Origin of the sequence: Actinosynnema sp. NPDC023794 (assembly GCF_040639675.1) — a bacterium.
Lineage (GTDB): Bacteria > Actinomycetota > Actinomycetes > Mycobacteriales > Pseudonocardiaceae > Actinosynnema > Actinosynnema luteola.
Window position 1 is genome coordinate 16,749 of sequence record NZ_JBFAFR010000034.1, and the last position, 23,965, is coordinate 40,713.

The 23,965-nt window shown below is 71.7% G+C and carries 27 protein-coding genes; 7 read left to right on the forward strand and 20 right to left on the reverse strand.

Annotated elements, in window-relative coordinates; translation table 11 throughout:
- Positions 1-10: 10 nt before the first annotated feature.
- The 4 genes from garA to AB0H12_RS38555 form a co-directional block, all read right to left on the reverse strand.
- On the reverse strand, positions 11-472 hold the full coding sequence (gene garA / locus AB0H12_RS38540) for a glycogen accumulation regulator GarA (RefSeq protein ID WP_033427969.1): 462 nt from the start codon (positions 470-472) through the stop codon (positions 11-13).
- A 113-nt stretch (positions 473-585) separates the two neighbouring features.
- Positions 586-969: a glycine cleavage system protein GcvH gene (gene gcvH, locus AB0H12_RS38545; protein ID WP_230566211.1), complete on the reverse strand. Its 384-nt coding sequence runs from the start codon at positions 967-969 to the stop codon at positions 586-588.
- Positions 970-1,030: 61 nt separating this feature from the next.
- On the reverse strand, positions 1,031-1,618 hold the full coding sequence (gene clsA / locus AB0H12_RS38550) for a cardiolipin synthase ClsA (protein ID WP_499629844.1): 588 nt from the start codon (positions 1,616-1,618) through the stop codon (positions 1,031-1,033).
- Between the two features lie 80 nt (positions 1,619-1,698).
- On the reverse strand, positions 1,699-1,941 hold the full coding sequence (locus AB0H12_RS38555) for a hypothetical protein (RefSeq protein WP_498783909.1): 243 nt from the start codon (positions 1,939-1,941) through the stop codon (positions 1,699-1,701).
- A gap of 445 nt (positions 1,942-2,386) precedes the next feature.
- On the opposite strand from AB0H12_RS38555, the gene AB0H12_RS38560 reads away from it, so the two are divergent.
- Positions 2,387-2,806: an STAS domain-containing protein gene (locus tag AB0H12_RS38560; RefSeq protein ID WP_499629846.1), complete on the forward strand. Its 420-nt coding sequence runs from the start codon at positions 2,387-2,389 to the stop codon at positions 2,804-2,806.
- A 21-nt stretch (positions 2,807-2,827) separates the two neighbouring features.
- Here AB0H12_RS38560 and AB0H12_RS38565 read toward each other — a convergent pair whose 3' ends face one another.
- Complete coding sequence (locus AB0H12_RS38565) at positions 2,828-3,583, reverse strand: ATP-binding protein (protein WP_499629848.1); 756 nt, start codon at positions 3,581-3,583, stop codon at positions 2,828-2,830.
- Between the two features lie 125 nt (positions 3,584-3,708).
- Between AB0H12_RS38565 and AB0H12_RS38570 the strand changes: the two genes are divergently transcribed.
- Positions 3,709-4,140 carry an ATP-binding protein gene (locus tag AB0H12_RS38570; protein WP_499629850.1) on the forward strand — a complete coding sequence of 144 codons (432 nt, stop codon included), beginning with the start codon at positions 3,709-3,711 and terminating at the stop codon, positions 4,138-4,140.
- Positions 4,137-4,928: a SigB/SigF/SigG family RNA polymerase sigma factor gene (locus tag AB0H12_RS38575; protein WP_073890290.1), complete on the forward strand. Its 792-nt coding sequence runs from the start codon at positions 4,137-4,139 to the stop codon at positions 4,926-4,928. The genes AB0H12_RS38570 and AB0H12_RS38575 overlap by 4 nt, the downstream gene beginning before the upstream one ends.
- A 112-nt stretch (positions 4,929-5,040) precedes the next feature.
- On the opposite strand, the gene AB0H12_RS38580 is transcribed toward AB0H12_RS38575, so the two are convergent.
- The 5 genes from AB0H12_RS38580 to AB0H12_RS38600 all read right to left on the reverse strand — a co-directional run bounded on the left by AB0H12_RS38580 (position 5,041) and on the right by AB0H12_RS38600 (position 9,126).
- Positions 5,041-5,331, reverse strand: coding sequence for a WhiB family transcriptional regulator (locus AB0H12_RS38580; RefSeq protein ID WP_230566217.1), 291 nt, complete (start codon positions 5,329-5,331; stop codon positions 5,041-5,043).
- Between the two features lie 108 nt (positions 5,332-5,439).
- Complete coding sequence (locus tag AB0H12_RS38585; protein ID WP_499618520.1) at positions 5,440-5,634, reverse strand: hypothetical protein; 195 nt, start codon at positions 5,632-5,634, stop codon at positions 5,440-5,442.
- Complete coding sequence (locus tag AB0H12_RS38590) at positions 5,631-6,614, reverse strand: TIGR03557 family F420-dependent LLM class oxidoreductase (RefSeq protein WP_499629853.1); 984 nt, start codon at positions 6,612-6,614, stop codon at positions 5,631-5,633. Before AB0H12_RS38590 ends, AB0H12_RS38585 begins: the two co-directional genes overlap by 4 nt.
- Before the next feature lie 9 nt (positions 6,615-6,623).
- Positions 6,624-8,408, reverse strand: coding sequence for a thiamine pyrophosphate-requiring protein (locus tag AB0H12_RS38595; protein WP_499629855.1), 1,785 nt, complete (start codon positions 8,406-8,408; stop codon positions 6,624-6,626).
- A 61-nt stretch (positions 8,409-8,469) separates the two neighbouring features.
- The gene (locus AB0H12_RS38600; protein WP_499629857.1) at positions 8,470-9,126 is read right to left on the reverse strand and encodes a M50 family metallopeptidase; all 657 of its coding nucleotides are present in this window, start codon (positions 9,124-9,126) and stop codon (positions 8,470-8,472) included.
- A 60-nt stretch (positions 9,127-9,186) separates the two neighbouring features.
- Here AB0H12_RS38600 and AB0H12_RS38605 point away from each other — a divergent pair, with 60 nt between their 5' ends.
- Positions 9,187-10,131 carry an aldo/keto reductase gene (locus AB0H12_RS38605; RefSeq protein WP_499629859.1) on the forward strand — a complete coding sequence of 315 codons (945 nt, stop codon included), beginning with the start codon at positions 9,187-9,189 and terminating at the stop codon, positions 10,129-10,131.
- Between the two features lie 121 nt (positions 10,132-10,252).
- On the opposite strand, the gene AB0H12_RS38610 is transcribed toward AB0H12_RS38605, so the two are convergent.
- Positions 10,253-11,014, reverse strand: coding sequence for a DUF4383 domain-containing protein (locus AB0H12_RS38610; RefSeq protein WP_499629860.1), 762 nt, complete (start codon positions 11,012-11,014; stop codon positions 10,253-10,255).
- A 620-nt stretch (positions 11,015-11,634) separates the two neighbouring features.
- Between AB0H12_RS38610 and AB0H12_RS38615 the strand changes: the two genes are divergently transcribed.
- A complete protein-coding gene (locus AB0H12_RS38615) occupies positions 11,635-12,591 on the forward strand; it encodes a zinc-binding dehydrogenase (RefSeq protein WP_499629862.1) in 957 nt (318 codons plus the stop codon).
- Between the two features lie 59 nt (positions 12,592-12,650).
- Here the strand turns inward: AB0H12_RS38615 and AB0H12_RS38620 are convergent, their stop codons facing one another.
- From AB0H12_RS38620 to AB0H12_RS38640, 5 genes are all read right to left on the reverse strand, one after another.
- The gene (locus AB0H12_RS38620; RefSeq protein WP_499629864.1) at positions 12,651-13,352 is read right to left on the reverse strand and encodes an anti-sigma factor family protein; all 702 of its coding nucleotides are present in this window, start codon (positions 13,350-13,352) and stop codon (positions 12,651-12,653) included.
- On the reverse strand, positions 13,349-13,900 hold the full coding sequence (locus AB0H12_RS38625) for a sigma-70 family RNA polymerase sigma factor (RefSeq protein WP_499629866.1): 552 nt from the start codon (positions 13,898-13,900) through the stop codon (positions 13,349-13,351). The genes AB0H12_RS38620 and AB0H12_RS38625 overlap by 4 nt, the downstream gene beginning before the upstream one ends.
- An 80-nt stretch (positions 13,901-13,980) precedes the next feature.
- Complete coding sequence (locus AB0H12_RS38630) at positions 13,981-14,889, reverse strand: DUF1996 domain-containing protein (RefSeq protein ID WP_499629868.1); 909 nt, start codon at positions 14,887-14,889, stop codon at positions 13,981-13,983.
- A gap of 77 nt (positions 14,890-14,966) precedes the next feature.
- On the reverse strand, positions 14,967-15,425 hold the full coding sequence (locus AB0H12_RS38635; RefSeq protein WP_499629870.1) for a hypothetical protein: 459 nt from the start codon (positions 15,423-15,425) through the stop codon (positions 14,967-14,969).
- A 157-nt stretch (positions 15,426-15,582) separates the two neighbouring features.
- Entirely contained in the window at positions 15,583-17,652 is a 2,070-nt protein-coding gene (locus AB0H12_RS38640) for a PQQ-dependent sugar dehydrogenase (protein ID WP_499629872.1), read from the reverse strand.
- 696 nt (positions 17,653-18,348) lie between these two features.
- Here AB0H12_RS38640 and AB0H12_RS38645 point away from each other — a divergent pair.
- Positions 18,349-18,717, forward strand: coding sequence for a hypothetical protein (locus tag AB0H12_RS38645; RefSeq protein WP_499629874.1), 369 nt, complete (start codon positions 18,349-18,351; stop codon positions 18,715-18,717).
- A gap of 9 nt (positions 18,718-18,726) precedes the next feature.
- Here AB0H12_RS38645 and AB0H12_RS38650 read toward each other — a convergent pair whose 3' ends face one another.
- Positions 18,727-19,113, reverse strand: a complete 387-nt coding sequence (locus AB0H12_RS38650) for a DoxX family protein (protein WP_499629876.1) — start codon at positions 19,111-19,113, stop codon at positions 18,727-18,729.
- 125 nt (positions 19,114-19,238) lie between these two features.
- Here AB0H12_RS38650 and AB0H12_RS38655 point away from each other — a divergent pair, with 125 nt between their 5' ends.
- Positions 19,239-20,135: an RNA polymerase sigma-70 factor gene (locus AB0H12_RS38655; protein ID WP_499629962.1), complete on the forward strand. Its 897-nt coding sequence runs from the start codon at positions 19,239-19,241 to the stop codon at positions 20,133-20,135.
- A 3-nt stretch (positions 20,136-20,138) separates the two neighbouring features.
- Here the strand turns inward: AB0H12_RS38655 and AB0H12_RS38660 are convergent, their stop codons facing one another.
- The 3 genes from AB0H12_RS38660 to AB0H12_RS38670 form a co-directional block, all read right to left on the reverse strand.
- A complete protein-coding gene (locus AB0H12_RS38660) occupies positions 20,139-21,488 on the reverse strand; it encodes an alpha/beta hydrolase family protein (RefSeq protein ID WP_499629878.1) in 1,350 nt (449 codons plus the stop codon).
- A gap of 118 nt (positions 21,489-21,606) precedes the next feature.
- Positions 21,607-22,176, reverse strand: a complete 570-nt coding sequence (locus tag AB0H12_RS38665) for an ArsR/SmtB family transcription factor (RefSeq protein ID WP_230566232.1) — start codon at positions 22,174-22,176, stop codon at positions 21,607-21,609.
- A gap of 42 nt (positions 22,177-22,218) precedes the next feature.
- Complete coding sequence (locus AB0H12_RS38670) at positions 22,219-23,964, reverse strand: AMP-dependent synthetase/ligase (RefSeq protein ID WP_499629881.1); 1,746 nt, start codon at positions 23,962-23,964, stop codon at positions 22,219-22,221.
- Position 23,965 lies beyond the last annotated feature (1 nt).

The following is a 23,965-nucleotide window of genomic DNA, read 5'->3' on the forward strand; positions in this document are numbered from 1 at the left end:
GCCCCATCGCTCAGGCCCCCTGGCCCCCGGCGCCCGGACCGGTCAGGAACACGAGGCGGAACTTGCCGATCTGCACCTCGTCGCCGTTCGCCAGGACCGCCTGGTCGACGGGCTCGCGGTTGACGTAGGTGCCGTTGAGGCTGCCCACGTCGATGACCACGAACTCGCCGCCCTCGCGGCGGAACTCGGCGTGGCGGCGGGAGACCGTCACGTCGTCGAGGAAGATGTCGCTGTCGGGGTGCCGCCCCGCACTGGTCGTGTCGCGGTCCAGCAGGAACCTCGACCCCGCGTTGGGGCCGCGCTTGACCACGAGCAGCGCCGATCCGGCGGGCAGTGCGTCGACACCCGCGACGGCCGGCTCCTGGGCGGGCGCCTCGGCGCCCTCGACCTCGGCGAGGAAGTCGGCCCGGAACACGGAGGTCCGCTCCGGGGACTGCTCGGGCGGAACGCCTGGCCCGTCGTTCGTGCTCACCTGAGCTCTCCTCCTGCTGCTGGAACCGTCGAGACCGCTAGAACCTATCGTGCCCGAACCCTTGTCTGAGGAGCGGCTCCCCCACCGACCGAAGAGCCGCCGGAAGATCGACGTCACTCCGCTGCCACCAGCTCCTGGTACGCGGCGGCGTCGAGCAGGTCGTCGACCGCGGTCGGGTCCTCCAGCCGCAATTCCACCATCCACCCCTCGCCGTACGGGTCGGAGTTCACCAGGTCGGGCTGCTGGTCGAGCGAGTCGTTGCGCGCGACTACCTCGCCGGCGAGGGGCGCGTAGATGTCCGACACGCTCTTGGTCGACTCCACCTCGCCCAGCGTCTGGCCGGCCGCGACCTGCTCGCCGAGTTCCGGGAGCTGGACGAACACGACGTCACCCAGTTGTTCCTGGGCGTAGTCGGTGATGCCCACGCGCACGGTGTCCTCACCGGTGCGCAGCACCCACTCATGTTCCTCGGTGTACTTGAGCTCCTCGGGAATCACCGCGGTGTGCTCCTTCAATGACGGTGGATCAACGCTCCGCCGGATCTTCCCACGTCGACGTTCAGGCCGGCGCGACACCCGGCCGTCGCCGCATCGCGAGGGCGAACTGGTACACGTACAGCACGCCCGACCACAGGTACAAGGCTCCTCCCCAGACCATGAACGCGTACGCCACCGGACGGGCGACCTGGGCGGCGGTGGAGGCGCCCTGGGCGAGCAGGAGCATGGGGAACGCGTAGAGCAGGTTGAACGTGGCCGCCTTGCCGAGGTAGTTGACCTCGAACGGGCCGTAGCCGCGGGCCCGGAGCACGGGCAGGCACACGCCGACGACGAGCTCGCGGGCGACCAGCACCACCGCCACCCACCAGGGCACGATGCCGCGCACGACGAAGGCCACCAGCGTGGCGAGGATGTAGAGGCGGTCGGCGGCCGGGTCGAGCAGGGCGCCGAGCCGGCTGGCCTGGTCGAGCCAGCGGGCGATCTTGCCGTCGAGCCAGTCGGACAGCCCCGCGGCGACCAGCACGACCAGCGCCCAGCCGTCGGCGTGCGGTCCGAGCAGCAGGTACAGGAACAGGGGCACGCCGAGCAGCCGCAACACGCTCAGCGCGTTCGGGATGGTCAGCAGCCGGTCGGCTGGATCGTGCGACACGTCCGCACTGTAGAGGGCCGCCCGGCGTGCCCCGGTCGTCGACTCGCGGTGCGGGCCCCTCGGGCTCGCCCGCGGGGCGCTCAGTTGTTCGAACGGGTGCGGCTCCAGCCGCGGCGTTGCAGTTCGTCACCGCTGAGCGCCTGCGGACGACCCCGGTCGTCGACGCCCACCCAGCGGGCCCGGAAACCTTCGAGCACGTAGGCGTGGCCCTTGCTCCACACCACGCTGCACGGAGCTGTGGGCAGCGCCGCCGCGCCTGTGGCGCCGGCACGCGCCGCCCCGCGCTTCGCGGGCTCGGACTCGGTTTCCGTTCTGGTGCTCATGTGAAATCCCTCCACCAGGGTTGTCGCTCACGGCTCTCGCGGCGTTATCCCCGTCACCCGGATTCTGCGCGACTGTGGTCGAGACCACCTCCTCATTCATGCGCGATTCCGGCCGGCGGGCGGTTGCGTCGCCCAGTTGCGCGCCACGGGCGGGAACGCTTCCCCCGAGGTGTAACCGGCCCCGGCGGCACCAAACCGTTCACCGTCCGTCGTCCACCGCACACCGGACGCCCCACTACACTCGTGCCTATCAGGGCGCCACCCGCGCGCTTGTGGTGTCGCGACGGGCTACGTACGGTGGGTGGCGCAGCGGTTGAGCCAACAGCCGCGCCGGGAAGTCCGGCTAGCGGGGAAACGTTTCCGCCACGCTGCTGTTCTGCGGTGCGCGCACATTCGGTGCGTCCGGGCTTCCCACCCAGCGGTACCAGCTGAAGAGGAGTGCCTCGTGACGGTTCAGGATCCGAACGTCGTGGCGACGAGCGGAGCCGAGTCCGCCGCGGCCGAGAGCCCGCGGGCCGGGCAGCTCGGGCTCGCCGCGCGCACGGTGGGCGAAGGCGTCACCGTGCTGGCGGTCAGCGGTGAGATCGACATGCTCACCGCGCCGCAGCTGCGGGCGGACGCTTTGCGACACCTCGACGCGGGCAGGACGCTGGTCCTGGACCTGTCGGGGGTGAGCTTCCTCGGCTCGGCCGGTCTCGCGGTGCTGGTGGAGGCGTCGCAGCACGCCAAGCGCCGTGGCGGGGCGTTCCGCGTCGTGGCGGTGGAACGCGCCGTGACCCGGCCGCTCGCCGCGACCGGCCTGGGCGAGGTGTTCAGCGTGTTCGAGTCGGTCGAGCAGGCGCTGGAGGCCGACGAGTCCCGGTGAGACCCCGATGACGGACCGGGACTAGACGTGCGGCACCAGGTCGACGACTTGGTCCACGCCCGCCGCGACGAGCGCGCGGCGGGCGTGGCCGTCTTCGGGCGCGCGCACGACGACCCGGTTGCCCGCCGCGGCGGCGGCGTCGGCGACGGCGCGCAGGCTGCGGATCAGGCCTTCGCTGTGCTCGCCCAACGCGCGCAGGTCGACGACCACGGGTACGGTCCCGCCCCGTGCGGCGGTCAGGATGCGGCGACGGACGGCGGGCGCGGCGTGCGCGGGCACGTCGCCGCGAACGTGCACTTCCACCCAGCCGTCACGTGGGGTCACGTCCACCGGATCGGCTGGTGGCGGCGGGACGAGCAACGTGCCGCGAGACCGGTGGCGCGGACCGAGGACCAGGGTGACGGTGGTGCCGGTCGCGCCGCGGTCGACCAGCACCTCGTCGACGTTCTCGCGCATGAGCAGCAGCCCGCGACCGCGGGCGGTCAGGGTGGGCGGCGGAACGCGCCAGCCGCCGTGGTCGGTGACGACGACGCGCACGCTGCCGTCGGGCCTGGCGTCGGCCTCGATGTGGACGAGACCGCGCTCGTCGGGGGGGTAGGCGTGCTCCACGGCGTTGCTGGCGGCCTCGTTGACCGCGAGGAGCAGGTCGTACCGGTCGTCTTCCGGCAGTCCCTCGGCGGCCAGCCAGGCGTCGAGCCGGGCGCGTACCACGGCGAGCTGCCCGGGCTGGGCCGGGAACTCCACACCCCAGTGGTGGTCCGCGAGTTGATCGGTCAAAGGGCCTCCCCGTCGCACCAGTCAGTCTTCCCGGCCCGCACGCCCGCTACACGTGTGAACGACGATCAATTCGGGTATCGATAGCTTCAGCAGCACAACGAGACAGAACGGACGACGAGGTGAGCGTGTCGCACACTGAGCCGCGAAGCGGTGAGTCGGATAACGCCCTGACCGGGGTCGAGTTGCGGATGGCGGCCGACCCCACGCAGCTGTCGATCGTCCGAGCCGTGGCGGCGGACATCGCCATGCGGCAGGACTTCGACCTTGACTCCATCGAGGACCTGAAGCTGGCGGTCGACGAGGCGTGCTCGACCCTGATCTCGCTGGCCGCGCAGGGTGCGGTGCTCAGCGCCCAGTTCGTCGTGGTGGACGGTTCGGTGCAGGTGTTCACCAAGGTGGGCTCGCAGCGGTCGGCGCCGCCGGACCGCGACAGCTTCGGCTGGCGGGTGCTGAGCGCGCTGGTCGATTCGGTGACGACCTGGGTCGCGCCGCAGGCGGACGCGTTCGAGGTGCACATCGACCTCGTCAAGCGGTCGTTGGGGACGGTGGATGCGTGACGGGGTCGGACGGGGGCACGACGCGGTCCGGCACCCAGGGTGACTACGACCACCTGGCGCCGCTGTTCGTCCGGCTGGCCGCGACCGCGAAGGACGACCCGGAGCGGGAGCGGCTGCGCGACGAGCTGGTGACCGAGCACCTGCCCGTGGCCAAGCACATCGCCCGGCGGTTCGGCCACCGCGGCGAGCCGCACGACGACCTGGTGCAGGTGGCCACGGTCGGGTTGATCAACGCAGTGGACCGGTTCGACCCGGAACGCGGCAGCGACTTCCTGTCGTTCGCGGTGCCGACGATCATGGGCGAGGTCCGGAAGTACTTCCGGGACTCCAGCTGGTCGGTGCGGATGCCGCGGCGGCTCAAGGAGCTGCACCTGGCGATCAACGCGGGGTCGGCGCGGCTGTCGCAGGAGCTGGGCCGCGCGCCGACGCCGAGCGAGCTGGCGCAGCACCTGGGGTTGAGCCGGGAGGAGATCCACGAAGGGCTGGCGGCCGGCAACGCCTACCACAGCGCGTCGCTGGACGACCTGCTCGTGGCCGACGACAGCTCCATCTCGCTGGGCAGCACGCTCGGCGAGGAGGACCCGGAGCTGGAGGCGATCGAGCAGCGCGAGGCGCTGCACCCGTTGCTGGAGAAGTTGCCGGAGCGGGAGCGCAAGATCGTGGTGATGCGGTTCTTCGGGAACATGACGCAGACCCAGATCGCGCAGAAGGTCGGCATCTCGCAGATGCACGTGTCGCGGCTGCTGGCCAAGACGCTGCGGCAGCTGCGCGAGGGGTTGACCGAGTAAGACCAGGGAAAACGCGCGGAGGCCGCCTGACTCGTGAAGTCAGGCGGCCTCCGCGCGTTTCCGCCGGTCCTGAGGGCGGGGGCGGCCCGACCAGCGGCGGCCCGGTCGACCCTCAGGCGGCGGAGCGGCGGCGGCCGGCGATGATCCGACGGCGTTCGTCCTCGCCCATGCCGCCCCAGACGCCGTACGGCTCCTGGACCGCGAGCGCGTGCTCGCGGCACGGGTCCACGACGGGGCAGCGGGCGCAGAGCTGCTTGGCCTTGTCCTCACGCGCGGCCCGGGCGGAACCGCGTTCGTTGTCTGGGTGGAAGAAGACCGCGCTGTCACGGCCTCGGCACAACCCTTCCTTCTGCCAGTCCCAGACGTCGGTCACGGGCTTGGGCAGGCGCGCGGTGCTGGTCATCGGATGAACCCCCTTGCGGTGTCACAGGTGCTTGATCACGGCTTACCCGCTGGTCCCCGGGGGGCAAACGTGGTGCGCCTCATCGGATGGATTACCGGGGGAGGTGGATTACTCCGGCTCCTCCTGCGCCAGCCGCTGGTCGAGGGTCTCGCCCTCGCGCAGCTCGCGCGGCGTGGTGCCGTGGCGGTCGGCGGCGCTCCAGTGCTCGGGCGGCTCGACGCCGCGCTCCAGCGGGTCGACGCCGAGCTCGTCCTCGTCCAGCTGCTCGATCTCGTCCAGCGGGCGTTCGTTCGGATCTGTCATCGCACTCCTCCCGGCGTGGCGAAGGCGCCCTCCAGCTCGGGCGCGACGGACTCGGCCCAGAACGAGAAGAACCGCTCCTGGTCCGGGCCGATCTGGTTCACGTACACCTCGTCGTAGCCCGCGTCGGCGAACTCGCGGACGCGGTCCAGGTACGGCCGCGGGTCGGGCCCGACGGGCAGCGCCTCGGCCACCATGTCCTCGGTGACCAGCGTCGACGCCTGCTCGAAGTGCCGCGGCGTCGGCAGCACCTGGGCCAGTTCGCCGGGCAGCTGCTCGTTCGCCCACAGCCGGTGCGCCGTTCTCACGCCCGCCTCGGCGGAGGACGCGTGGCACACCTTGAACCCGGCCTGGGTCGGCTTGCCCGCGCCGCCGGCGGCGCGGAACTTCGCCACCAGCGACGGGTCCGGCATGGTGGAGCACAGGCCGTCGCCGATCCGCCCGGCCACCTCAGCCGCCTTCGGCCCGAACGCCGACACGTACACCGGAACGGGTGACGGCGGCACCGTGTAGAGCCGCGCGTTCTCGACCGTGTAGTGCTCGCCGCGGTGGCTGACCTCCTTGCCGGTCCACAGCGCCCGCATCACCTCGACGGCCTCTTCGAGCATCGCCAGCCGTTCCGGCGCGGACGGCCACGGGTCGCCGAAGATGTGCTCGTTCAACGCCTCGCCGGTGCCGACGCCGAGGGTGAACCCGCCCCGGCACTGGACGGCCGCCGTCGCCGCGGCCTGCGCCACGATGGCCGGGTGAATCCGCAGCGTCGGACAGGTGACAGCGGTCGTGACGGGCAGTGACGTGACCTCGGACAGCGCGCCGATGACGGACCACACGAACGGGCTGTTCCCCTGCTCGCGGTTCCACGGGTGGTAGTGGTCGGAGATCCACAGGCGCTCGAACCCGGCCTGCTCCGCCCACCTCGCCTGCTGCACCAGCTCGCGCGGTCCGTGTTCCTCGCTGGAGAGGAAGTAACCGATGCTGACCATGGCCACCGGTTACCCGCGCAGGAATTCCTGAACCTTGGTCGCCACCCCGCGCTTGACCACGTCCCACGCGTCCGGGTCACCCCTGAGCATCGCCTCGGCGGTGGCCTTGGCCTGGTCGAACGTCGTGTGCGGCGGGATCGGCGGCAGGTTCGGGTCGCACCGCACGTCCAGCACCACGGGCCGTGAGGCGGACAGCGCCTCGTCCCACGCGCCGCCCAGGTCGTCCGGATCGGACACGTCGATCCCGCCCAGCCCGATCGACCGCGCGAACGCCGCGTAGCCGATGTCGGGCAGCACCTGCGACTCCTCGAACTTCGGCGCGCCGCCCATCGCCCTCAGCTCCCACGTCACCTGGTTGAGGTCGTTGTTGTGCAGCACGCACACCACGCACCTCGGATCCGACCACTCCTCGTGGTAGCGGGCGATGGTGATCAACTCGGCCAGCCCGTTCATCTGCATCGCGCCGTCGCCGACCAGCGCCACCACCGGGCGTTCCGGGTGCGCGAACTTCGCCCCGATCGCGTACGGCACCCCGGCGCCCATCGTCGCCAACGTGCCCGACAACGACCCGCGCATCCGCCCGCGCAACTTCACCAAACGGGCGTACCAGTTCGCCGCGGACCCCGAGTCGGCGGCCACGATCGCGTCGTCGGGCAACCGCGACGACAACTCCCACATGATCCGCATGGGGTTCACCGGATCGGCATCCACAAAGGACTGTCGGCGCAGCGTGTCCCACCACTCGGCCACGTTGCGCTCGACGGTCTCCCGCCAGCCCCGGTCCTCCTTGCGCCGCAACAACGGGAGCATCGCCCGCAACGTCGCCCCCGCGTCACCGACCAGGTTCACCTCGGTCGGGTAGCGCATCCCGATGAACCGCCCGTCGACATCCACCTGCACCGCCCGCGCACCGCCGAACTCGGGCAGGAACTGCGAGTACGGAAAGCTCGACCCGACGATCAACAACGTGTCGCAGTCCCGCATCAACTCGTAGCTCGGCCTCGTGCCCAGCAACCCGATCGACCCGGTCACCCACGGTTCGTCGTCGGGCAGCACGTCCTTGCCCAACAGCGCCTTCGCCACACCGGCGCCCAGCACCTCCGCCACCTGGCGAACCTCATCACCGGCACCGCGCGCCCCCTGCCCCACGAGCATCGCCACGCGCTCCCCGGCGTTCAACACCTCCACCGCCCGTTCGACGTCATCCGTCGACGGGACGGCGGTCGCCCGACTCCGGCTGGGCGCGCTGGACGGCACGTGCTTGAACGCGTGCTCGGGCGGCGTGTACTCCAACTCCTGCACGTCGGCCGGGATGATCAACGCCGTGGGCGCCCGCTGCGCCTCCGCGGTGCGGATGGCCCGGTCCAGAGCGTTGGGCAACTGCTCCGGCACGGTCACGTCGACCAGGTACTCGGACGCGACGTCCTTGAACAACGAGTGCAGGTCCACCTCCTGCTGGTAGCTGCCACCCATTGCCGTGCGCGCCGTCTGCCCGACGATCGCCACCACCGGCACGTGATCCAACTTGGCGTCGTACAGCCCGTTCAGCAGGTGGATCGCCCCGGGCCCGGAGGTAGCCATGCACACCCCGACCCGCCCACCGAACTTCGCGTACCCCACGGCCTGCATCGCGGACATCTCCTCGTGCCGCGACTGCACGAACCTGGGCCGGTCACCACTGCGCCCGAAAGCCGAAACCAGCCCGTTGATGCCGTCACCCGGATAGGCGAACACGTACTCGACTCCCCAGTCCCGCAGGCGGCGCAGCACGAAGTCGGCAACGGTGTCGGTCATGGCGTCCTCCCTGGAAAAGGAAGGGTTACCCGCCCCACCGACCCTTACCCGCCAAGGGCACTCACAACGGCAGCAGCAACCGCCCGCCCACCACCAGCGTCCCCACCGCGACCCCGGCGAACAGCAGCACCCACACCAACCCCGGCACCCGGGTGATCCGCGCCAGCTGATCGGCATCGGACTGCCGCGCCAACCCCCGCATCCGCCGCCGCTGCAACTCCCCCACCGGCCTGACCCCGCCCAACAACAAGAACCACGTCACGAACAACGCGAACGCCGCCTGCCACTCCACCGTCGCGTACCACGACACGGCGAACATCACCGCCCCGGTCACCACGACCGACAGCACGCCGAACGCGTTGCGAATCATGACCAGCATCCCGACCAGCAACCCGACCGTCGCCCACAGCAACGGCCGGACCTGGTCGGACGTCACCAGGACCGCCGCGCCCAGCCCGAGCAACGACGGCGTCACGTACCCCGCGAAGTACATCAGCACGACCGCGAAACCGGTCGGCCTGCCGCGCGACACGGTGACCCCGGACGTGTCCGAGTTCAGCTTGATGCCCTCCAGCCGCCGGCCGGTGAGCAGCGCGACGAGGGCGTGCCCGGCCTCGTGCGCGATGGTGATGACGTGCCTGCTGTACCGCCACACGCCCGGACTGGCCACCAGGACCAGCGCCAGCACGGCGGGAGCCCATTTCGTCAGAGTTGACATCGCCGCCCAGCATGCCAGGGGCTTGACCTGGACCGCGCTCCAGCATCCAGGCTGACCGCCATGAGACGACAGCGCATCGGTTCACTGGAGGTCAGCGCCCTGGCGCTGGGCACGCTGCCGTTCGGCACGTCGGTCGACCAGCAGACCTCGTTCGCGATCATGGACCGCTTCGCCGAGGCGGGCGGCACGTTCCTGGACACGGCGAACAACTACGTGTTCTGGGACGGTGGCACGGGCGACGAGAGCGAGCAGGTGGTCGGTCGCTGGCTGGCCGCCCGGGGCAACCGCGACGACGTGGTCGTGGCCACCAAGACGGGCGCGCGGCCGTTGACGCCGGGCACCGGTCTGGAGAACGCCGAGGGCCTGGCCGGCGACACGGTCCGCCGTGCCGCCGCCGCGAGCCTGGAGCGGCTGGGCATCGACCACATCGACCTCTACTACAGCCACATCGAGGACCGCCGGGTCACGCTGGAGGACACCCTCGGCGGGTTCGCGTCCCTCGTCGAAGCCGGCGCGGTGCGGGAGATCGGCGCGAGCAACCACGCCACGTGGCGCTTCGACCGGGCACGGGCGGTCTCACGGGCCAACGGCTGGCCGCTCTACACCGCCGTGCAGCAGCGGTACAGCTACCTCCGCCCCCGGCCGGGCGTGAAGCTGCCCGAGGGCGGTCACGTGCACATGACCGACGAGCTGCTCGACTACGCGGGGACCGAGCCGGACATCACGCTGGTGGCGTACTCGGCGCTGCTGTCGGGCAGGTACCGGGACAAGCCGCTGGGCGAGGAGTACGACCACCCCGGCACCACTCGGCGGCTGAAGGTGCTGCACGAGGTCGCGGCGGAACTCGGCGCCACGGTCAACCAGGTCGTGCTCGCGTGGCTGATGCGCCAGGACATCATCCCGCTCGTGGGCGCCACCTCCGTCGCACAGGTGGAGGAAACCCTGGGCGCGCTCGAGGTCGAACTGGACGACGACCAGGTGGACCGCATGGACTCAGCGGCCTGAAGCCCTCACGGAACCCGTCCAACAAGCCACGACGCACAACGGCGCACGGTCCGCTCGGGACCGTGCGCCGTTCGCGCGCCTTGCCGTCAGCGCTTCACGACCGGCTGATGCGTCAGCGGCGTCACCGGCTGAACCGCGACTTGTGCTGCTCCGCGATGGCCGGGTCGATCGGCTGGACCGGCCGCGGGTTCACGGCCGGGTCCATCGACTCGATCCGCTCGTCGCGGTACGCACCGTGCCGCGCGTCGTCGGCGCGCTGCGTGGGCATCTCCTGCGTCACCGGATCGGCCTTCGGGTCGCGGATGCTCGCGTCCCGCTCGTACCGGGCCTGCTCCCGACGCCGCTCCGCCTCCGTCCGGCCCGCGACCGTCTCGCCAGGACCCGCGACGGGGGCGATCGGCTCCCCTGTCCGCGTGTCGACCGGGGGTTCCGTCACGATCTTCCGCCGCGCCGGCAGCACCGCGATCAGCAGACCGACGGCGGCGAGGCCGAGGTGCAGCCAGTTGTCGTTGATGTTGAGCGCCAGCGGGTTGCCGAGGCCGGACACCGGGTTGATGGAGAACACGCCGGCCAGGGCCAGGCCCCACAGCAGCACGGCGCCGTAACCGATGAACAGGATCCAGCCGTACAGGCGGGCCAGGCCGGACGTGCTCGCCATCAGCAGGCCGAGCACGCCGAACGCCAGGTGGACCACGTTGTGCAGCGGGTTCAGCGCGAACCCGAGCAGCATCGCGTGCTGGTCGCCCGCGAAGTCGCCGAACCCGGTGCGCACGAAGCCCAGCACACCCAACGCGAGGAAGACCAAACCGACCAGGCCTGCCAGCACCTGGGCGGGTTGCAGGCCCGCGACCTTGACGCGACCGACCGTCGAGTGGTGGGTCATCTCGCCCTCCAACTGAGGACCACGAGCCCGTCTGACCGGGCTCCGGACGACCACCGACTACCCGTCCGGTCCGAGCCGCAAACAGGAGCCGCGAACAGCCCGTCGCCGCCTCGGCCCGGCTCGTGGGCCGAATGGCTGCGGGGGACGGGCGCACGAACCCGTCCCCCCTTTCCCGACAGGAGTCACACACCCCGCCGTGCCGGGGTTTATCCGCCCCGACCCACCCCATGAAGGTCGGGCCGCCAGCGCCACGCCGAATGCGCGCCGATCATTACAGCCAATAGGCCGATAAGATTCCCCAATAATCACGCACCGTGTCGTCGGATTCGACTGGTGCGAAGTACGGGCAGGTCAGGAGCGCTGGCATCGGTCACCGGACGTGCGCGTCGCGGAGCCGTTCCACTCGGTCTCCTTGCTGTTCACGAAGGTCCCCTTTGTGGTTCGTCGAACACCACCGCGGTGTCTCTACGACTATCTCCGAACGGCCCGCTCCCGTCAAAGGCATTACGGCGTTCGCACATTCTTCGGACTGACCTCCGACGCCATCGGACACGGTCGCTTGACCTCGACTTAACTGGAACTCCTAGCGTGGCCGGCAGGACTTCAGAGGGGATCAAGAGATGCACGCCATCGTTCAGCACGAGTTCGGCCCGGCCGAGAACCTGCGCTACGAGCAGGCGCCGGACCCGGAGCCGGGGGCCGGCCAGGTGCGGATCGCGGTGTCCGCGGCCGGGGTGCACCTGCTCGACACGTCGATCCGCCGCGGTGAGCACGGTGGGCCGTTCCCGCTGCCCGAGCTGCCCATGACGCCGGGTCGGGAGGTCGCGGGGGTCGTCACCGCGTTGGGGGACGGGGTCGAGCCGCACTGGCTGGGCAAGCGCGTCGTCGCCCACCTCGGCCAGGCCAGCGGCGGGTACGCGGAGCAGGCCGTGGCGAACGCCGCCTCGCTGCACGAGCTGCCCGACCACGTGTCCGACGACGCGGCCGTGGCCATGATCGGCACCGGCCGCACCGCCGTCGGCGTGCTGCGCATCGCCGAGCTCACCGCCGACGACGTGGTCCTCGTGACCGCGGCGGCCGGCGGGCTCGGCGCGTTGTTCGTGCAGGAGGCGAAGGCGGTCGGGGCCAAGGTGGTCGGCGTGGCGAGCACCGCCAAGCTGGACCTGGTCCGCGGGCTGGGCGCGGACGTGGTGGCCGACTACACCCGGCCGGACTGGGACGAGGGCATCGGTCAGGTCACCGTCGTGCTCGACGGCGTGGGCGGCGAGGCCGGCCGCAAGTCCTTGGAACTGCTCGGCGTCGGCGGCCGGATCCTCCTGTTCGGCTGGTCCGCGGGCGAGCCCACCGCCATCGACACCGCCGACCTCTACCGGCTCGGCATCACCGCGTCGGTCGTCGTCGGACCGCGGATGATGAAGGGCACGAACCTGCGCGGGTTGGAGGAGCTGTCGATGCGCGCGTTGGCCGAGGGCAGGCTCACCCCGCTGACCACGACGTTCCCGCTCAGCGAGGCCGCCAAGGCGCACAGCGCGCTGGAGGGCCGCGCCACGGTGGGCAAGGTCGTGCTCAAGCCCTGACGCCGACGACGCCCCCGTGCGCGACGACCACGCACGGGGGCCTCACCGGTCGGCGCCCGCTACACCGGCACCGTGACGATCCGCTCGTCGTCGAAGGTGCGCACCTCGATCGCCGCGACGTCCTCGGGCGCGATGAGCGCCGAGCCGTCGAGGTTGGTGCCGTCCTCCTCACCGGCCGCCGAGACGAGCCAGCTGCCCGCCTCCGCCCGCCGGCCGTCCTTGGCCACGACGATCAGCCTGCACTTCTCGCCCTGGCCGACGCCCGCGACGGACGCGTTCACCCGCACCCACCCGGCGGCGGGCCTGACCTGCACGGTCATCCGCGCGCCGGTGACCGGGTCGGTGGCCGACCCGAGCTTCGTCCCGGCGGGCGGCGCGGGCGCGGTCGTCGTCCCCTGGACGGCGCCCACGTCGGGCGCGGTGCCGCGGCCGACCGCGAAACCACCGCCGAGCACGACCGCGGCCACGGCCGCCGCGACCAGCCCCAGGCCGACCTGGCGACGGCGCAGCCGAGCGCCGCGCTCGGACCGCACCTGCCGCAGCGTGCGCCGCAGCAGCAGGTCGCCGTCCTCGGGCGGGCCGTCGAGCAACGCCTCGGGCGGCACGTCGCCCATGGCCCCCTCCATCGCTCGCAGCTCGGCCAGCTCACCGCGGCACCGCGGGCAGGACGCCAAGTGGTCCTCCACCGCACGTGCCTCCCGCCCGTCGAGCACGCCCAGCACGTATGCGCCGAGCAGCTGTGGATCGTGGTTCGTGGTCATCCGGCCACCCCCTTCAGCGCGACCTGTTGCCCGACGAACGTCTCTCTCAACGCCCGCAGCGCGTAGTGGGATCTGGACTTCACCGTGCCCGGCGGCACCCCTAACGCCTCGGCCGCCTCCGTCACGCTCCGGCCGCGGAAGTAGATCTCCATCAGCACGTCGCGGTGGTCGGACGACAGCCGGTCCAGCGCTTCGAGCACCACCATCGAGTCCACCACGGCGTCCGCGTGGTCGCGCTGCACCGGCGTGGCCGTCGGCGCCTCGGCCACCTCCTGGGGCCGGGCCGCCTTCGCCCTGAACCGGTCCGTGACGATGTTGCGCGCCACCGTGAGCAACCACCCCCGGACCGAGCCCTTGCCGTTCACCAGGGCGTCCGGGTGCCGCCAAGCGCGCACGAGGGTTTCCTGGACGACGTCCTCGGCCGACGCCCGATCACCGGTCAGCCGCGTCGCGTACGCGAGCAGCGCCCGACCGTGCTCCTCGTAGAGGGAACGGATCAGTGCCTCGTCGGCCGCGGCCTCCCGTTTCCGGGACCACAGAGCCGCCATCCACCCACTCCTCTCGTCAACTCCCGCCCTGGACACGGACGCCGGAGGGGTTCGGTTCACCGCGGCGGCGGGGAGTCCGGTCAGGAGCAGGTCTCGCCGGCGTTCAGGCAGGTCGTGACGCGGTCCATCAACCCGACCGGCATGACGTTGACGAACATCGCGTGGTCCGTGCGCGGGTCGCGCCGCTGCTCGGGGAAGCTGTCGAGGGCGTAGGGCCGCCCGGCGGGCACGTCGTAGGCGACCCGCACGCGCAGCTTCGGCACCGGGAACGTGCCCGGCCGGCACACCCCGTTCGAACCGGGGAACTCGGCGTGCGCCCGGTGGCTCGGGCTGTCGGTGTTGCGGCCGTCCCAGCAGCTCGGGAAGTCGAACGTGCGCAGCACCGCGCCGCCCGGCGCGCACTGCGGGTAGCGGTCGGTGTGCCGGTCCTCGAACCCGGTGCAGCTCCACCGGGCCCGGCCTCGGCCGCTGGTCAGCGCCGCCGGGTCGCCGGTGATCATGCGCAGGAATTTCGGCATCGGCACGACCTGGCTGACCGGGTTGCCGGTGAACGTGATCTCCACCCGCGACGGCGGCAGCACCTCGCCGGTGTTGCCGTGCGCGCCACCGCCGGGTGCGTGCTCGTCGTGCCCGGTCCGGTCGGTCAGCCGCAGCACCGGCCAGTAGTAGGTGGACCGGTCCTCCGCCGGGCAGGTGGTCGCGGCGGCGGCCAGCGAGTCGTCGGTCGAGCCCGCGTGCGTGCTCAGGTTGCCGACGTACTCGTGGGTGTGGTGCGCGCCGGACGGCCGGCCCGGCGCGATGACCATGTTGTCGGCGTTGAGGTGACGTGGTTCGTTGCGCCCGCAGTCGACGCGGAACGTGCCGGTCGACGCGTCCTGGGTGGTGGTGAGCGACTCGACCGCCACCGGCACCTCGTCGATGGCCACGGTGCGGCTGTCCGCGCAGCCCGTCGCCAGCACGAGCACCAGCAGCAGGGGCGACCACCTCACGGCCGACAGCTTATTCGGAACGCCCGCCGCCGAACGCGCGCCGACCGCCCGGCTGAGCCGGTGCCCGAGTGGGCGGATCACGGCGCCCGGGTCGTCGAGGTCACCAGGACCCGGCCGTCCTCCGTGACGACGCTGACGGCGGCGAGCTCGTCCGGGCCGACCACGGCGGCGCCCGCCAAAGCGGTGTCGCCGAGCCAAGGGGCGACCCAGCCGCCCGCCACGTGACGCCGGCCGCGCACGTCGGTGACCACGAGCCGGCACCGCTCCCCCGCGTCGACGCCGGTCACCACCGCGCTGAGCCGCACCCACCCGTCGGCGGGCGTCACCGTCGTGGTCAGCCGCACGCCGTCGGCCGCGGTGGCCACCAGCAGCCGTTCCCCGGGCGCGCGGTGCCGGCCGAGGTGGACGCCGCCGGCCAGCACCGCGGCGGCGAGCACGACGCCCACCGCCGTGACGACGCCGCCGCGACGCCTGCGGTCACGCGCCCGCTCCGCGCGGACCTGGCGCAGCGCGCGTTCGAGGATCGGGTCGCGCATCTCTTCTCGTTCGGCTCGTGCTCGGACGTGTTCCGAGCGGCAGTCATGACACGCACCCGTAGGACGTCCGGTTCAACCGCGCGCGCGTCGGCCCGACACGCGCCGAGGCGGCCCCGGATCGAGCACCGGGACCGCCTCGCGAGCACTTCGGGACCGCTCAGTTCAGCTGCACCCGGAGGATGCGGCTGTTGGAGTTGTTCGGCGTGCTGTCCCGGTCGTCGCTGGTGGTCAGCCACAGGCTGCCGTCCGGCGCCGGCTCGACGGTGCGCAGCCGGCCGTACGTGCCCTGGAAGTGGGTCGTCTCCGAGCCGACCGTCGTGCCGCTGATGACCATCCGGTAGAGCCTGCTGCCGCGCAGCGTGGCCATGTACAGGGCGTTGTTGACGATGGCGATGCCGCTGGGCGAGGCGCTGGCCGTGCTCCACGTCCGCTTCGGCGCGACGTAGCCGGAGCAGTTGCCCGACGTGCCCTCGCACGAGGGCCAGCCGTAGTTGGCGCCGCGCTCGGACAGGTTCAGCTCGTCCATGATCGTGTTGCCGAGCTCGACCTGCCACAGCCTGCCCTGGCCGTCGAACGCCAGGCCCTGCACGTTGCGGTGACCGTAGGTCCACACGTACCGGGCGTTGCCGCCGTTGCCGTAGAACGGGTTGTCGGTCGGCGCGGAGCCGTCGGCGTTGAGCCGCAACACCTTGCCGCCCAGGTTGGACAGGTCCTGCGCCCAGTTCGGGTTCTGGCCGTCGCCGGTGCCCGCGTACAGCTTGCCGTCCGGGCCGAACCGCAGCCGGCCGCCGTTGTGGTAGCGGTTGCGCGGGATGCCGGTCAGCAGCACCTGCACCGACGACTGCACCAGGGCGTTGTTCTGCACCTTCATCCGCACGATCCGGTTGTCGTTCGCGGCCGTGTGGTAGATGTACAGGTAGTTGTCGGAGGCGAAGTTCGGCGACACCTCGATGCCCAGCACGCCGCCTTCGCCGTTCGTCGTCACGACGTTCGGCACCGTGCCCAGGGTGGTCTTCACCCCGGACGGCGACAGCTTGACGATGTCGAACGCGTCGCGCCGCGAGTAGACGCCCGACCCGTCGGGCAGGAAGTCCAAGCCCCACGGCACGTCGTTGTCCGTCGCCAGCTGCGTCACCGCGCCGACCTGGTCGCCGCCGGAGGACGTGGTGGCGGTGATCGCCATGCTCCAGTCGGACACGTTGCCCACCGCGTCGTACGCCCGCACGTTCATCAGGTACGAGGTGTTCGGGCGGCGTCCGCCGATGGTGGCCGACGTGCCCGTGGTCTCGCCCACCGGCGAGCCGCCCGCGAGGACCTCGTAGCGGGTCACGCCGACGTTGTCGGTGGACGGGTTCCACGCCAGCGACACGGAGTTGGCCGTGACGCCCGTGACGCGCAGTCCCGTCGGCGTGGTCGGCCGTTGGGTGTCGGCCTGCGCGGGCGGTGTGGTCACCTCGAGGTTGTTGCCCGCTTGGGAGATGTTGCCGGCGGCGTCCTTGGCGTTGATGTAGTAGACGTACGAGCCGTTGGGGCTCAGGCCGGTGACCGTGGTGGACGTGCCGGTGACGGACTTGATGAACTGGCCCCGCTGGTAGACCTCGTAGGACGTCACGCCGACGTTGTCGGTGGCCGGGTCCCAGGCCAGGTCGACCGAGGTGGGCGTGACGTTGGCCGAGCGCAGGTTCGCCGGCGGCGACGGCGGCGTGGTGTCCGCCTGCCCGATCTCGCCGAACACCTGGAACTCCTGCAACGAGTAGCCGTAGTAGGACGCCGTGCGGCAGCGCGTGGTGCCGTACATCCGGACGTAGCGGCCACTTCCGCTCACCACGAGGTCTTCCACGCCGCCCGCGCCGTTCGCGGTGGTGTGCACGCTGGTCCAGGTGCTCGCGTCGGACGACGTCTCGAGCCGGTAGCCGCGGGCGCACGACAGGTCCCACTGGAGCCGGACCCTCGTGATCGCCGCCACCGCGCCGAGGTCGACCTGGATCCACGACGGGTCGATGCCGCCCTGGCTGGCCCAGCGGGTGGACGAGTTGCCGTCCACCGCCGCCGAGGGCGCGAAACCCGAACTCCCGGAAGAGGACGCGGTGGCCGCTTTTCCTTGGGAGAGCAGGACAGGAGCCGCGCTCGCGGGCGCGGCGGACACCAGGGCGGACGCCACCACGGCGAGCGCGGTGGCGAGTGAGCCGAGCGAGGTCGACCAGGCGCTCCTAGTACGGGGTGCCACAGATGCCTCCACAGTCATTGACGACTCCCCCTCGAGGGGGGATTGGCGCGGCGGCGGAGCAGCGGCAGAGGAGGACGGAGACGTGCGCGCGGAGGGTCAGGGTCTGAGTCTGCGGAACTTGCGCAACAGTTGACCCCCGTGCCGGTCGCGTGCAGTCATTCGTCCTGTTACCTGAAACGGTAAGGGCTTTCCCCAACAGCGTCCAGTGGTGTGCGCCCAGTGGTGTTCCAGTTGGCGGAGGGGAGCGGGTGCGCCCGGTGTCGCGGTTGCGGCTGCCCGCCGCGCTCCTGCCCGCCGTGCTGGTCGCGGTCGCGTGCGGCGCGCCCACCGGCGGTCCCGCCGCGCCGAGGTACGGCTCGGTCCCGGACAAGCCGCCCGCTCCGGTCGAGTCGACCGTGCTGGACGTGGCCGGCAACCTCCAGCCGACCCAGGGCATGATCGACGAGTTCCTCACCGCGAACCCGGGACGTGGTCGCCGAGGTGGAACTACACCAAGGCCACCGCGCCGGACGTGCCGGGCAAGCTCGAGGCCGAGCAGAACGCGGGCCGGTCGCAGACCCACCTGGTGCGTCACCGACGCGCACTGCGCCGTCGTGCCCAAGGACGTGTCACGGGACCTGCTGTCGGCGAACCTGGCGCTGATCAAGTGGATGCTCGATCGCGCGGGCCATCGTGCTGGAACCGCCACTGGTGCCGATGGACGAGCCACTGTCCAATCCGGACGCGTCGCTGGGGTTGCGGATGCGCTCGGAGATCCGCAGGCTGCACCAGTCCCTCGGGCTGACCGCCGTGTACGTCACGCACGACCAGGAGCCGGCGCCGGCCGACCGGCTCGTGGTGCCGCGCGACGGCGCCGTGCAGCAGGTCGGGTCGCCCGAGGAGGTCAACGCGCACCCGCGCAACCAGTACGTGGCCGGGTTCATGGGGTACCGCAGCCTGCTGACGGCGTCGGTGACGTCGGTGGCCGGCGAGCGCGCGACCGCGTCCCTCGGCGGTGTGCCGTTGACCGGGGTGAACCGCGACGGCCTGCCACCGTGCGGTTCGTCAACCCCACCAGGCTGGTGAGGACCCGGCCTAGCCCGTGAAGGGCTCGACGACGAGCCGACCCCACAGCACGAAGGCCAGCAGCGCCAGGTAAACGAGGTCCACGACCACCAGCGTGAACTCCCGACGCCGGAAGCGGACGACCGCCGCGCCGACCATGACGATCATCAGGCCGATGGCGGCCGACGGCACCAGGACCGGCGCGACGTCGAGCACGGCGGGCAGGACCAGGCCCAGCGCACCCAGCACCTCCACCGCGCCGATGGCCTTGATGCCGCCCGCGCTCCAGTCCTCGGTCCACGCGGCGCTGTGGCCGGTGGCGGCTATCTTCTGCTTGGACAGGACGAGCTTGCCGCCACCGCCGAAGAAGTAGGCGGCGGCCAGCACGCCGGTGACGATCCACAGGGCGAGGTTCACGGGGTTCCTCCTGGTCGAACGGGTTGTCGACCACGAGACGCCGGTGTTGCGGGCCCTGTGACAGACCGGGCGCGTGACGCGCGTCACACAGCGTCGGACCGGTGGCGGAGAGACAGGAGCGACCGATGGGCGGCACGGCGCAGACGCGTCCCGCGACCGAGGCGTTCGTCGCCCACCGCAACCTGCTCTTCACCGTCGCCTACCAGATGCTCGGCTCGGCCGCCGACGCCGAGGACGTCGTCCAGGAGACCTGGCTGCGGTGGGCGGGCGTCGACCTCGACACCGTGCGCGACCAGCGGGCGTACCTGGTCCGGATCGTCACCCGCCAGGCGCTCACCCGGCTGCGCGCGCTCGGCAGGCGCAAGGAGTCCTACGTCGGCCCCTGGCTGCCCGAGCCGCTGCTGACCACGCCCGACGTGGCCGAGGACGTCGAGCTGGCCGACAGCGTCTCGATGGCGGTGCTGCTGGTGCTGGAGACGCTCGCGCCGACCGAGCGGGCGGTGTTCGTGCTGCGCGAGGTGTTCGACGTCGGCTACGACGAGATCGCCGAAGCCGTCGACAAGACCCCGGCCGCGGTGCGCCAGATCGCGCACCGGGCCAGGGCCCACGTCGCCGAGCGCCGGCCGCGCGGCGCCACCGACCCGGCCGAGACCAGGGCCGCGCTCTCGGCGTTCCAGCGGGCGGTCGAGACCGGCGACCTGCAGGGCCTGCTCGACGTGCTCGCGCCGGACGTCGTCATCCTCAGCGACGCCGGCGGGCTCAAGCAGGCCGCGCGCAAGCCCGTCGTCGGCGCCGACAAGGTGGCCCGCTTCCTGGCCGCCCGCTGGGACGTCGTCGGAACGCGGACGACGGCCGAGCCGGCGCAGGTCAACGGCGGCCCGGCGGTGATCCTGCGGCTCGACGGCGAACTCGACGGCGTCGTGGCGGCGCGGGTCGAGGGCGGTCTCGTCACCGGCCTCTACTTCATGCGCAACCCGGAGAAGCTGACGCACGTGGAGCGGGAGACCACCCTGAGCCGGTGACGGCTACGGCAGCAGCAGGCCCCAGTGGACTGCCCAGGGCACGAACAGCACGCCGCCCGTGACCAGCAGGCCCAGCCGCACCGTGAAGTCGGCCCGCGACTTCACGACCGTGACGGCGGTGGCCGCCACGACCGCCACCGCGAGGAGTTGCAGCGCGAGCCAGGGCAGCGGACGGCCCAGCACCACGACACCGAGGCTCTTCGCGCCGGTGGACGCGAGGTAGCCGAGGTAGGAGAACAGGCCCAGCACGCTCAGCAGGCCGGTGGTCGCGAGCACGCGCGCCGGCACGGCTGCCGTGCCCGGTCGTCGGCCGCGCCGGAGGAGGCCGTACCCGCCGAACGCGACCAGCAGCACCAGGACCGCGACGACCTGCACCGCCGGTGATCCCGGCTCCACCGGGGTGCTCAGCCGCTCTTGCCGCGGCGGTGCCCCGACCTCCGCGGTGCGCGGTCCGGTGCTGTTCACCCAGGCGGCGACCTGCTGCAGGTAGGCCGGGGAGATCTCGTCACCCCGCTGGAAGCCGTCCGGGGACAGCCGCATCGTGTGATCGGCACCGGGCACCGAAAGCAGCGTGTAGTCGCCGTTACCGCCCCGGTCGAGCGACTCCTGGAACACGCGCAGGCTCTCGGCTCCGGGGATCACCCGGTCGAGATCACCCCACAGGGCCAACACCGGTTGGGTGACCCGGGCCAGCACCGGCGCCGGGTCGTAGCCGGACTCGGGGAACAGCCCCGCGCCGACGATGAGTCCCAGCGTGGTGCGGGAGACGGTGTCCACCAAGGAGCCGGACACACCGGCGGCGGCGAGCCGGTTGACGAGGTTCCACGACTGCTGGCGTTCGGGCGCGGTGCCGGGTGCGCCGACCGTGACCACGAACGCCACGTCGGCCGACTCGGCCGCGGCGATCGGGGCCACCCAACCGCCTTCGCTGACGCCCCACAGTCCGGTCCGGGCCGGGTCGACGCCCGGCCGGGTCTTCAGCGCGCGCAGCGCGGCCAGCGCGTCCTCGGCCAGGAGCTCGAAGTCGACGTCGGACTTGGACCGCTTCGGCCGCTTGTCGTAGATCAGCGTGACGATGCCGGACCTCGCGAACGCCTCCGCCTCCTGGCGGTAGCCGTCCCGCGACACCCGGCCCGAGCCGTGCACCATCACCACGGCCGGGTGCGGGGAGTCCGTGTCGGGCGCGATCACGGTGCCGTGGAGCGTCAGGTCTCCACTCGAAAAGGTGATTTCCTGCTCGACCAGGCCGGGCGGCGCGGCTTGGGCGGGCGGCGCGGTGGTCAGCGCTATCGCGGTCGCCGCGAGGAGCGTGCCGAGGGCATGCCGAAATCGCGAGTTGCGTTCGGGGAGCACGGGTGCTCTCCTTCCCGAGGAGGTTCGCACGTACGAGGAACACGCCGGGTTCGGCGTGGTGCTGCGGCGTCCGCACGCCCGGGTCGTCGAGTGCCAGCTCGACGGCCCGGGCTTCGTGTCAGGGACGGTCCGCGGGGCCGGGGACGGGGAACGCGAAGAAGCGCACGGCGACGTGCCGCGCGTCCGCGGGCGTCTCGTCCACCGGTCGTTGGTAGCGCTTGAGCAGCGCCATGTACTCGTCGAAGAACTCGTGCAGCTCGGGCAGCGTCAGCCGCACCGAGCCGCGCGAGTGCGGCAGCGCGTCCGCCCACTCGCCCAGCTCCGACCGCCGGGCCAGGAACTCGTCGAACAGCTCCTGGTCGGCGGCCAGCTTGAGCTGCCTGAGCTGGTCCACGAGGGTCCGCACTTCCGGGTCCGCCGGCGCACGGGGCCCGCGCAAGTCCTGCACGGGCGCGCGCCACCACCGTTCACGGCCGTGCGCGCGCTCGGGCACTTCCTCCACGAACGCGTGCTTCGCCAGCATCCGGAGGTGGTAGCTGGTCGCGCCGCTGCTCTCGCCGAGCGCCTTGCCCAGCGTGCTGGCCGTCGCCGGACCGTGCTGCCCGAGGTGGCGCAGGATCCGTTGGCGCAACGGGTGCGCGAGCGTGCGGAGTTCGTCGACGTCGGAGATCTCGCGCGGTGCGACCATGGTGCAAAGCTAGCGTTGCAAAGGCACCTTTGCAACTACCCCTCAGCGGTAGAGCCCGTCGTACAGCTCGGCGTGCGTGGAGTGCACGACCTTCCGCTTGACCTTCAACGTCGGGGTCAGCTCGCCCTCGTCCTGGCTCAGGTCGCGGTCCAGCACGGTGAAGCGCTTGATCTGCGAGACGTGCGCGAAGTGGGAGTTCGCCTCGTCCACCACACCCTGGATCAGGTCCCGCACCTCGGGCGTGCGGGCCAGGGTGGGCAGGTCGGTCGGCAAACCCCGGGCGTTCGCCCACGGCACGATCTCGTCCACGTCCAAGGTGATCAGCGCGACCAGGTACGGCTTGAGGTCCCCGTACACGACCGCGTGCGAGATCCAGCGCGACTGGCGGAGCTGGTTCTCGACGTTCGCGGGCGCGATGTTCTTGCCGCCGGCGGTGATGATGATGTCCTTCTTGCGGCCCGTGATGGTGACGAAGCCGTCGTCGTCGACCTCGCCGAGGTCGCCGGTGTGCAGCCAGCCGTCGGTCAGCACCTCCGCGGTGGCGGCGGGGTTGTTCCAGTAGCCCGCGAACACGTGGGGTCCCTGCATCAGGAGCTCGCCGTCCTCGGCCACCTTGAGCTGCAGGCCCGCCATCCCGTACGTGCCGACCGAGCCGAGCTTGTGCCGCGCCAGCGTGTTCACCGTGCCGACACCCGTGGACTCGCTCATGCCGTACCCCTCCAGCACGGGCACGCCGGCGGCCGTGAAGAACTCCAGCACCTCCACCGAGATGGGCGCCGCGCCGGACAACGCCTGCCGCAGCCTGCCCCCGAAGATCGCCCGGACCTTGGCGAACACCGGGTCCACCTGCTCGAACGCGGCGGCCAGGTCGGGCGGCAACGGCTGACCGGCGGCCTGCGCCCGGCGCACCGCCAGACCCACCTCCACCGCCTGCCTCAACCGCTCCGCCGGCACGCCGGCCGTGGCGGCGGTGTAGATCTTCTCGAAGATCCGGGGCACGGACGGCAGGAACGTCGGCCGCACCTGCGCCAGCTCCGCCACGACCTTCGACGTGTCGCCGCCGTAGAACGCGACCGCGTGGCCCGTGTAGAGCGCGCCCAGGTGCACGATCTGCGCGAACACGTGCGCCAGCGGCAGGAACAGGTACGCCACGTCGTCGGGCAGGACGTACGACAGCTCCTCGCTGAGCCGGCACATCGTCAGCCAGTTCCGGTTGGTCAGCACGCACCCCTTGGGCGGACCCGTGGTGCCCGAGGTGTAGATGATCACGGTCGGGTCGTCCGGGTCGATCGCCGCGCGGCGGTCGTCCAGCTCGCCCGGCAACGGCGACGTGCGCCCCTGGGACCGCAGCTCGTCCAACCCGCCGCCCTCGACGACGATCACGTCCCGCAACGAGGGCACCTGCTCGCGGATCGACTCGACCTTGTCCCGCTGCGCGTCGTCCTCCGCGATCACGAGCACCGCGCCCGAGTCGCCGATGATCCACGCGCACTCCTCCGCCGCGCTCGACGGGTAGATCGGCACCACTACGCCGCCCGCCGCGAGCACCGCCAGCTCCGCCGCCGACCACTCGACCCTGGTGTCCGCCAGCACGCACACCCGGTCGCCCGGCTCGACGCCCCAGTGCACCAGCCCGGACGCCAGTTCCATGACCCACTCGGCGACCTCGGTGAACGTCAGGTCGTGCCACTGCCCGTCACGCGAGTGGCGCCACGCCACCCGGTCGTCGTGCGCCTGGGCGGCGGTGAAAGGCAGGTCGGCGATGACGCGTGCCGTGGTCACGGGCATG

Coding starts and splice junctions, on each gene's coding strand:
- AB0H12_RS38555 (WP_498783909.1), bottom strand. CDS start 1,941: ATGAGCACCAGAACGGAAACCGAGTCCGAGCCCGCGAAGCGCGGGGCG.
- AB0H12_RS38580 (WP_230566217.1), bottom strand. CDS start 5,331: ATGACCAGCACCGCGCGCCTGCCCAAGCCCGTGACCGACGTCTGGGAC.
- AB0H12_RS38585 (WP_499618520.1), bottom strand. CDS start 5,634: ATGACAGATCCGAACGAACGCCCGCTGGACGAGATCGAGCAGCTGGAC.
- AB0H12_RS38590 (WP_499629853.1), bottom strand. CDS start 6,614: ATGGTCAGCATCGGTTACTTCCTCTCCAGCGAGGAACACGGACCGCGC.
- AB0H12_RS38595 (WP_499629855.1), bottom strand. CDS start 8,408: ATGACCGACACCGTTGCCGACTTCGTGCTGCGCCGCCTGCGGGACTGG.
- AB0H12_RS38600 (WP_499629857.1), bottom strand. CDS start 9,126: ATGTCAACTCTGACGAAATGGGCTCCCGCCGTGCTGGCGCTGGTCCTG.
- AB0H12_RS38605 (WP_499629859.1), top strand. CDS start 9,187: ATGAGACGACAGCGCATCGGTTCACTGGAGGTCAGCGCCCTGGCGCTG.
- AB0H12_RS38610 (WP_499629860.1), bottom strand. CDS start 11,014: ATGACCCACCACTCGACGGTCGGTCGCGTCAAGGTCGCGGGCCTGCAA.
- AB0H12_RS38615 (WP_499629862.1), top strand. CDS start 11,635: ATGCACGCCATCGTTCAGCACGAGTTCGGCCCGGCCGAGAACCTGCGC.
- AB0H12_RS38620 (WP_499629864.1), bottom strand. CDS start 13,352: ATGACCACGAACCACGATCCACAGCTGCTCGGCGCATACGTGCTGGGC.
- AB0H12_RS38625 (WP_499629866.1), bottom strand. CDS start 13,900: ATGGCGGCTCTGTGGTCCCGGAAACGGGAGGCCGCGGCCGACGAGGCA.
- AB0H12_RS38635 (WP_499629870.1), bottom strand. CDS start 15,425: ATGCGCGACCCGATCCTCGAACGCGCGCTGCGCCAGGTCCGCGCGGAG.
- AB0H12_RS38645 (WP_499629874.1), top strand. CDS start 18,349: ATGGACGAGCCACTGTCCAATCCGGACGCGTCGCTGGGGTTGCGGATG.
- AB0H12_RS38655 (WP_499629962.1), top strand. CDS start 19,239: ATGGGCGGCACGGCGCAGACGCGTCCCGCGACCGAGGCGTTCGTCGCC.
- AB0H12_RS38665 (WP_230566232.1), bottom strand. CDS start 22,176: ATGGTCGCACCGCGCGAGATCTCCGACGTCGACGAACTCCGCACGCTC.
- AB0H12_RS38670 (WP_499629881.1), bottom strand. CDS start 23,964: ATGCCCGTGACCACGGCACGCGTCATCGCCGACCTGCCTTTCACCGCC.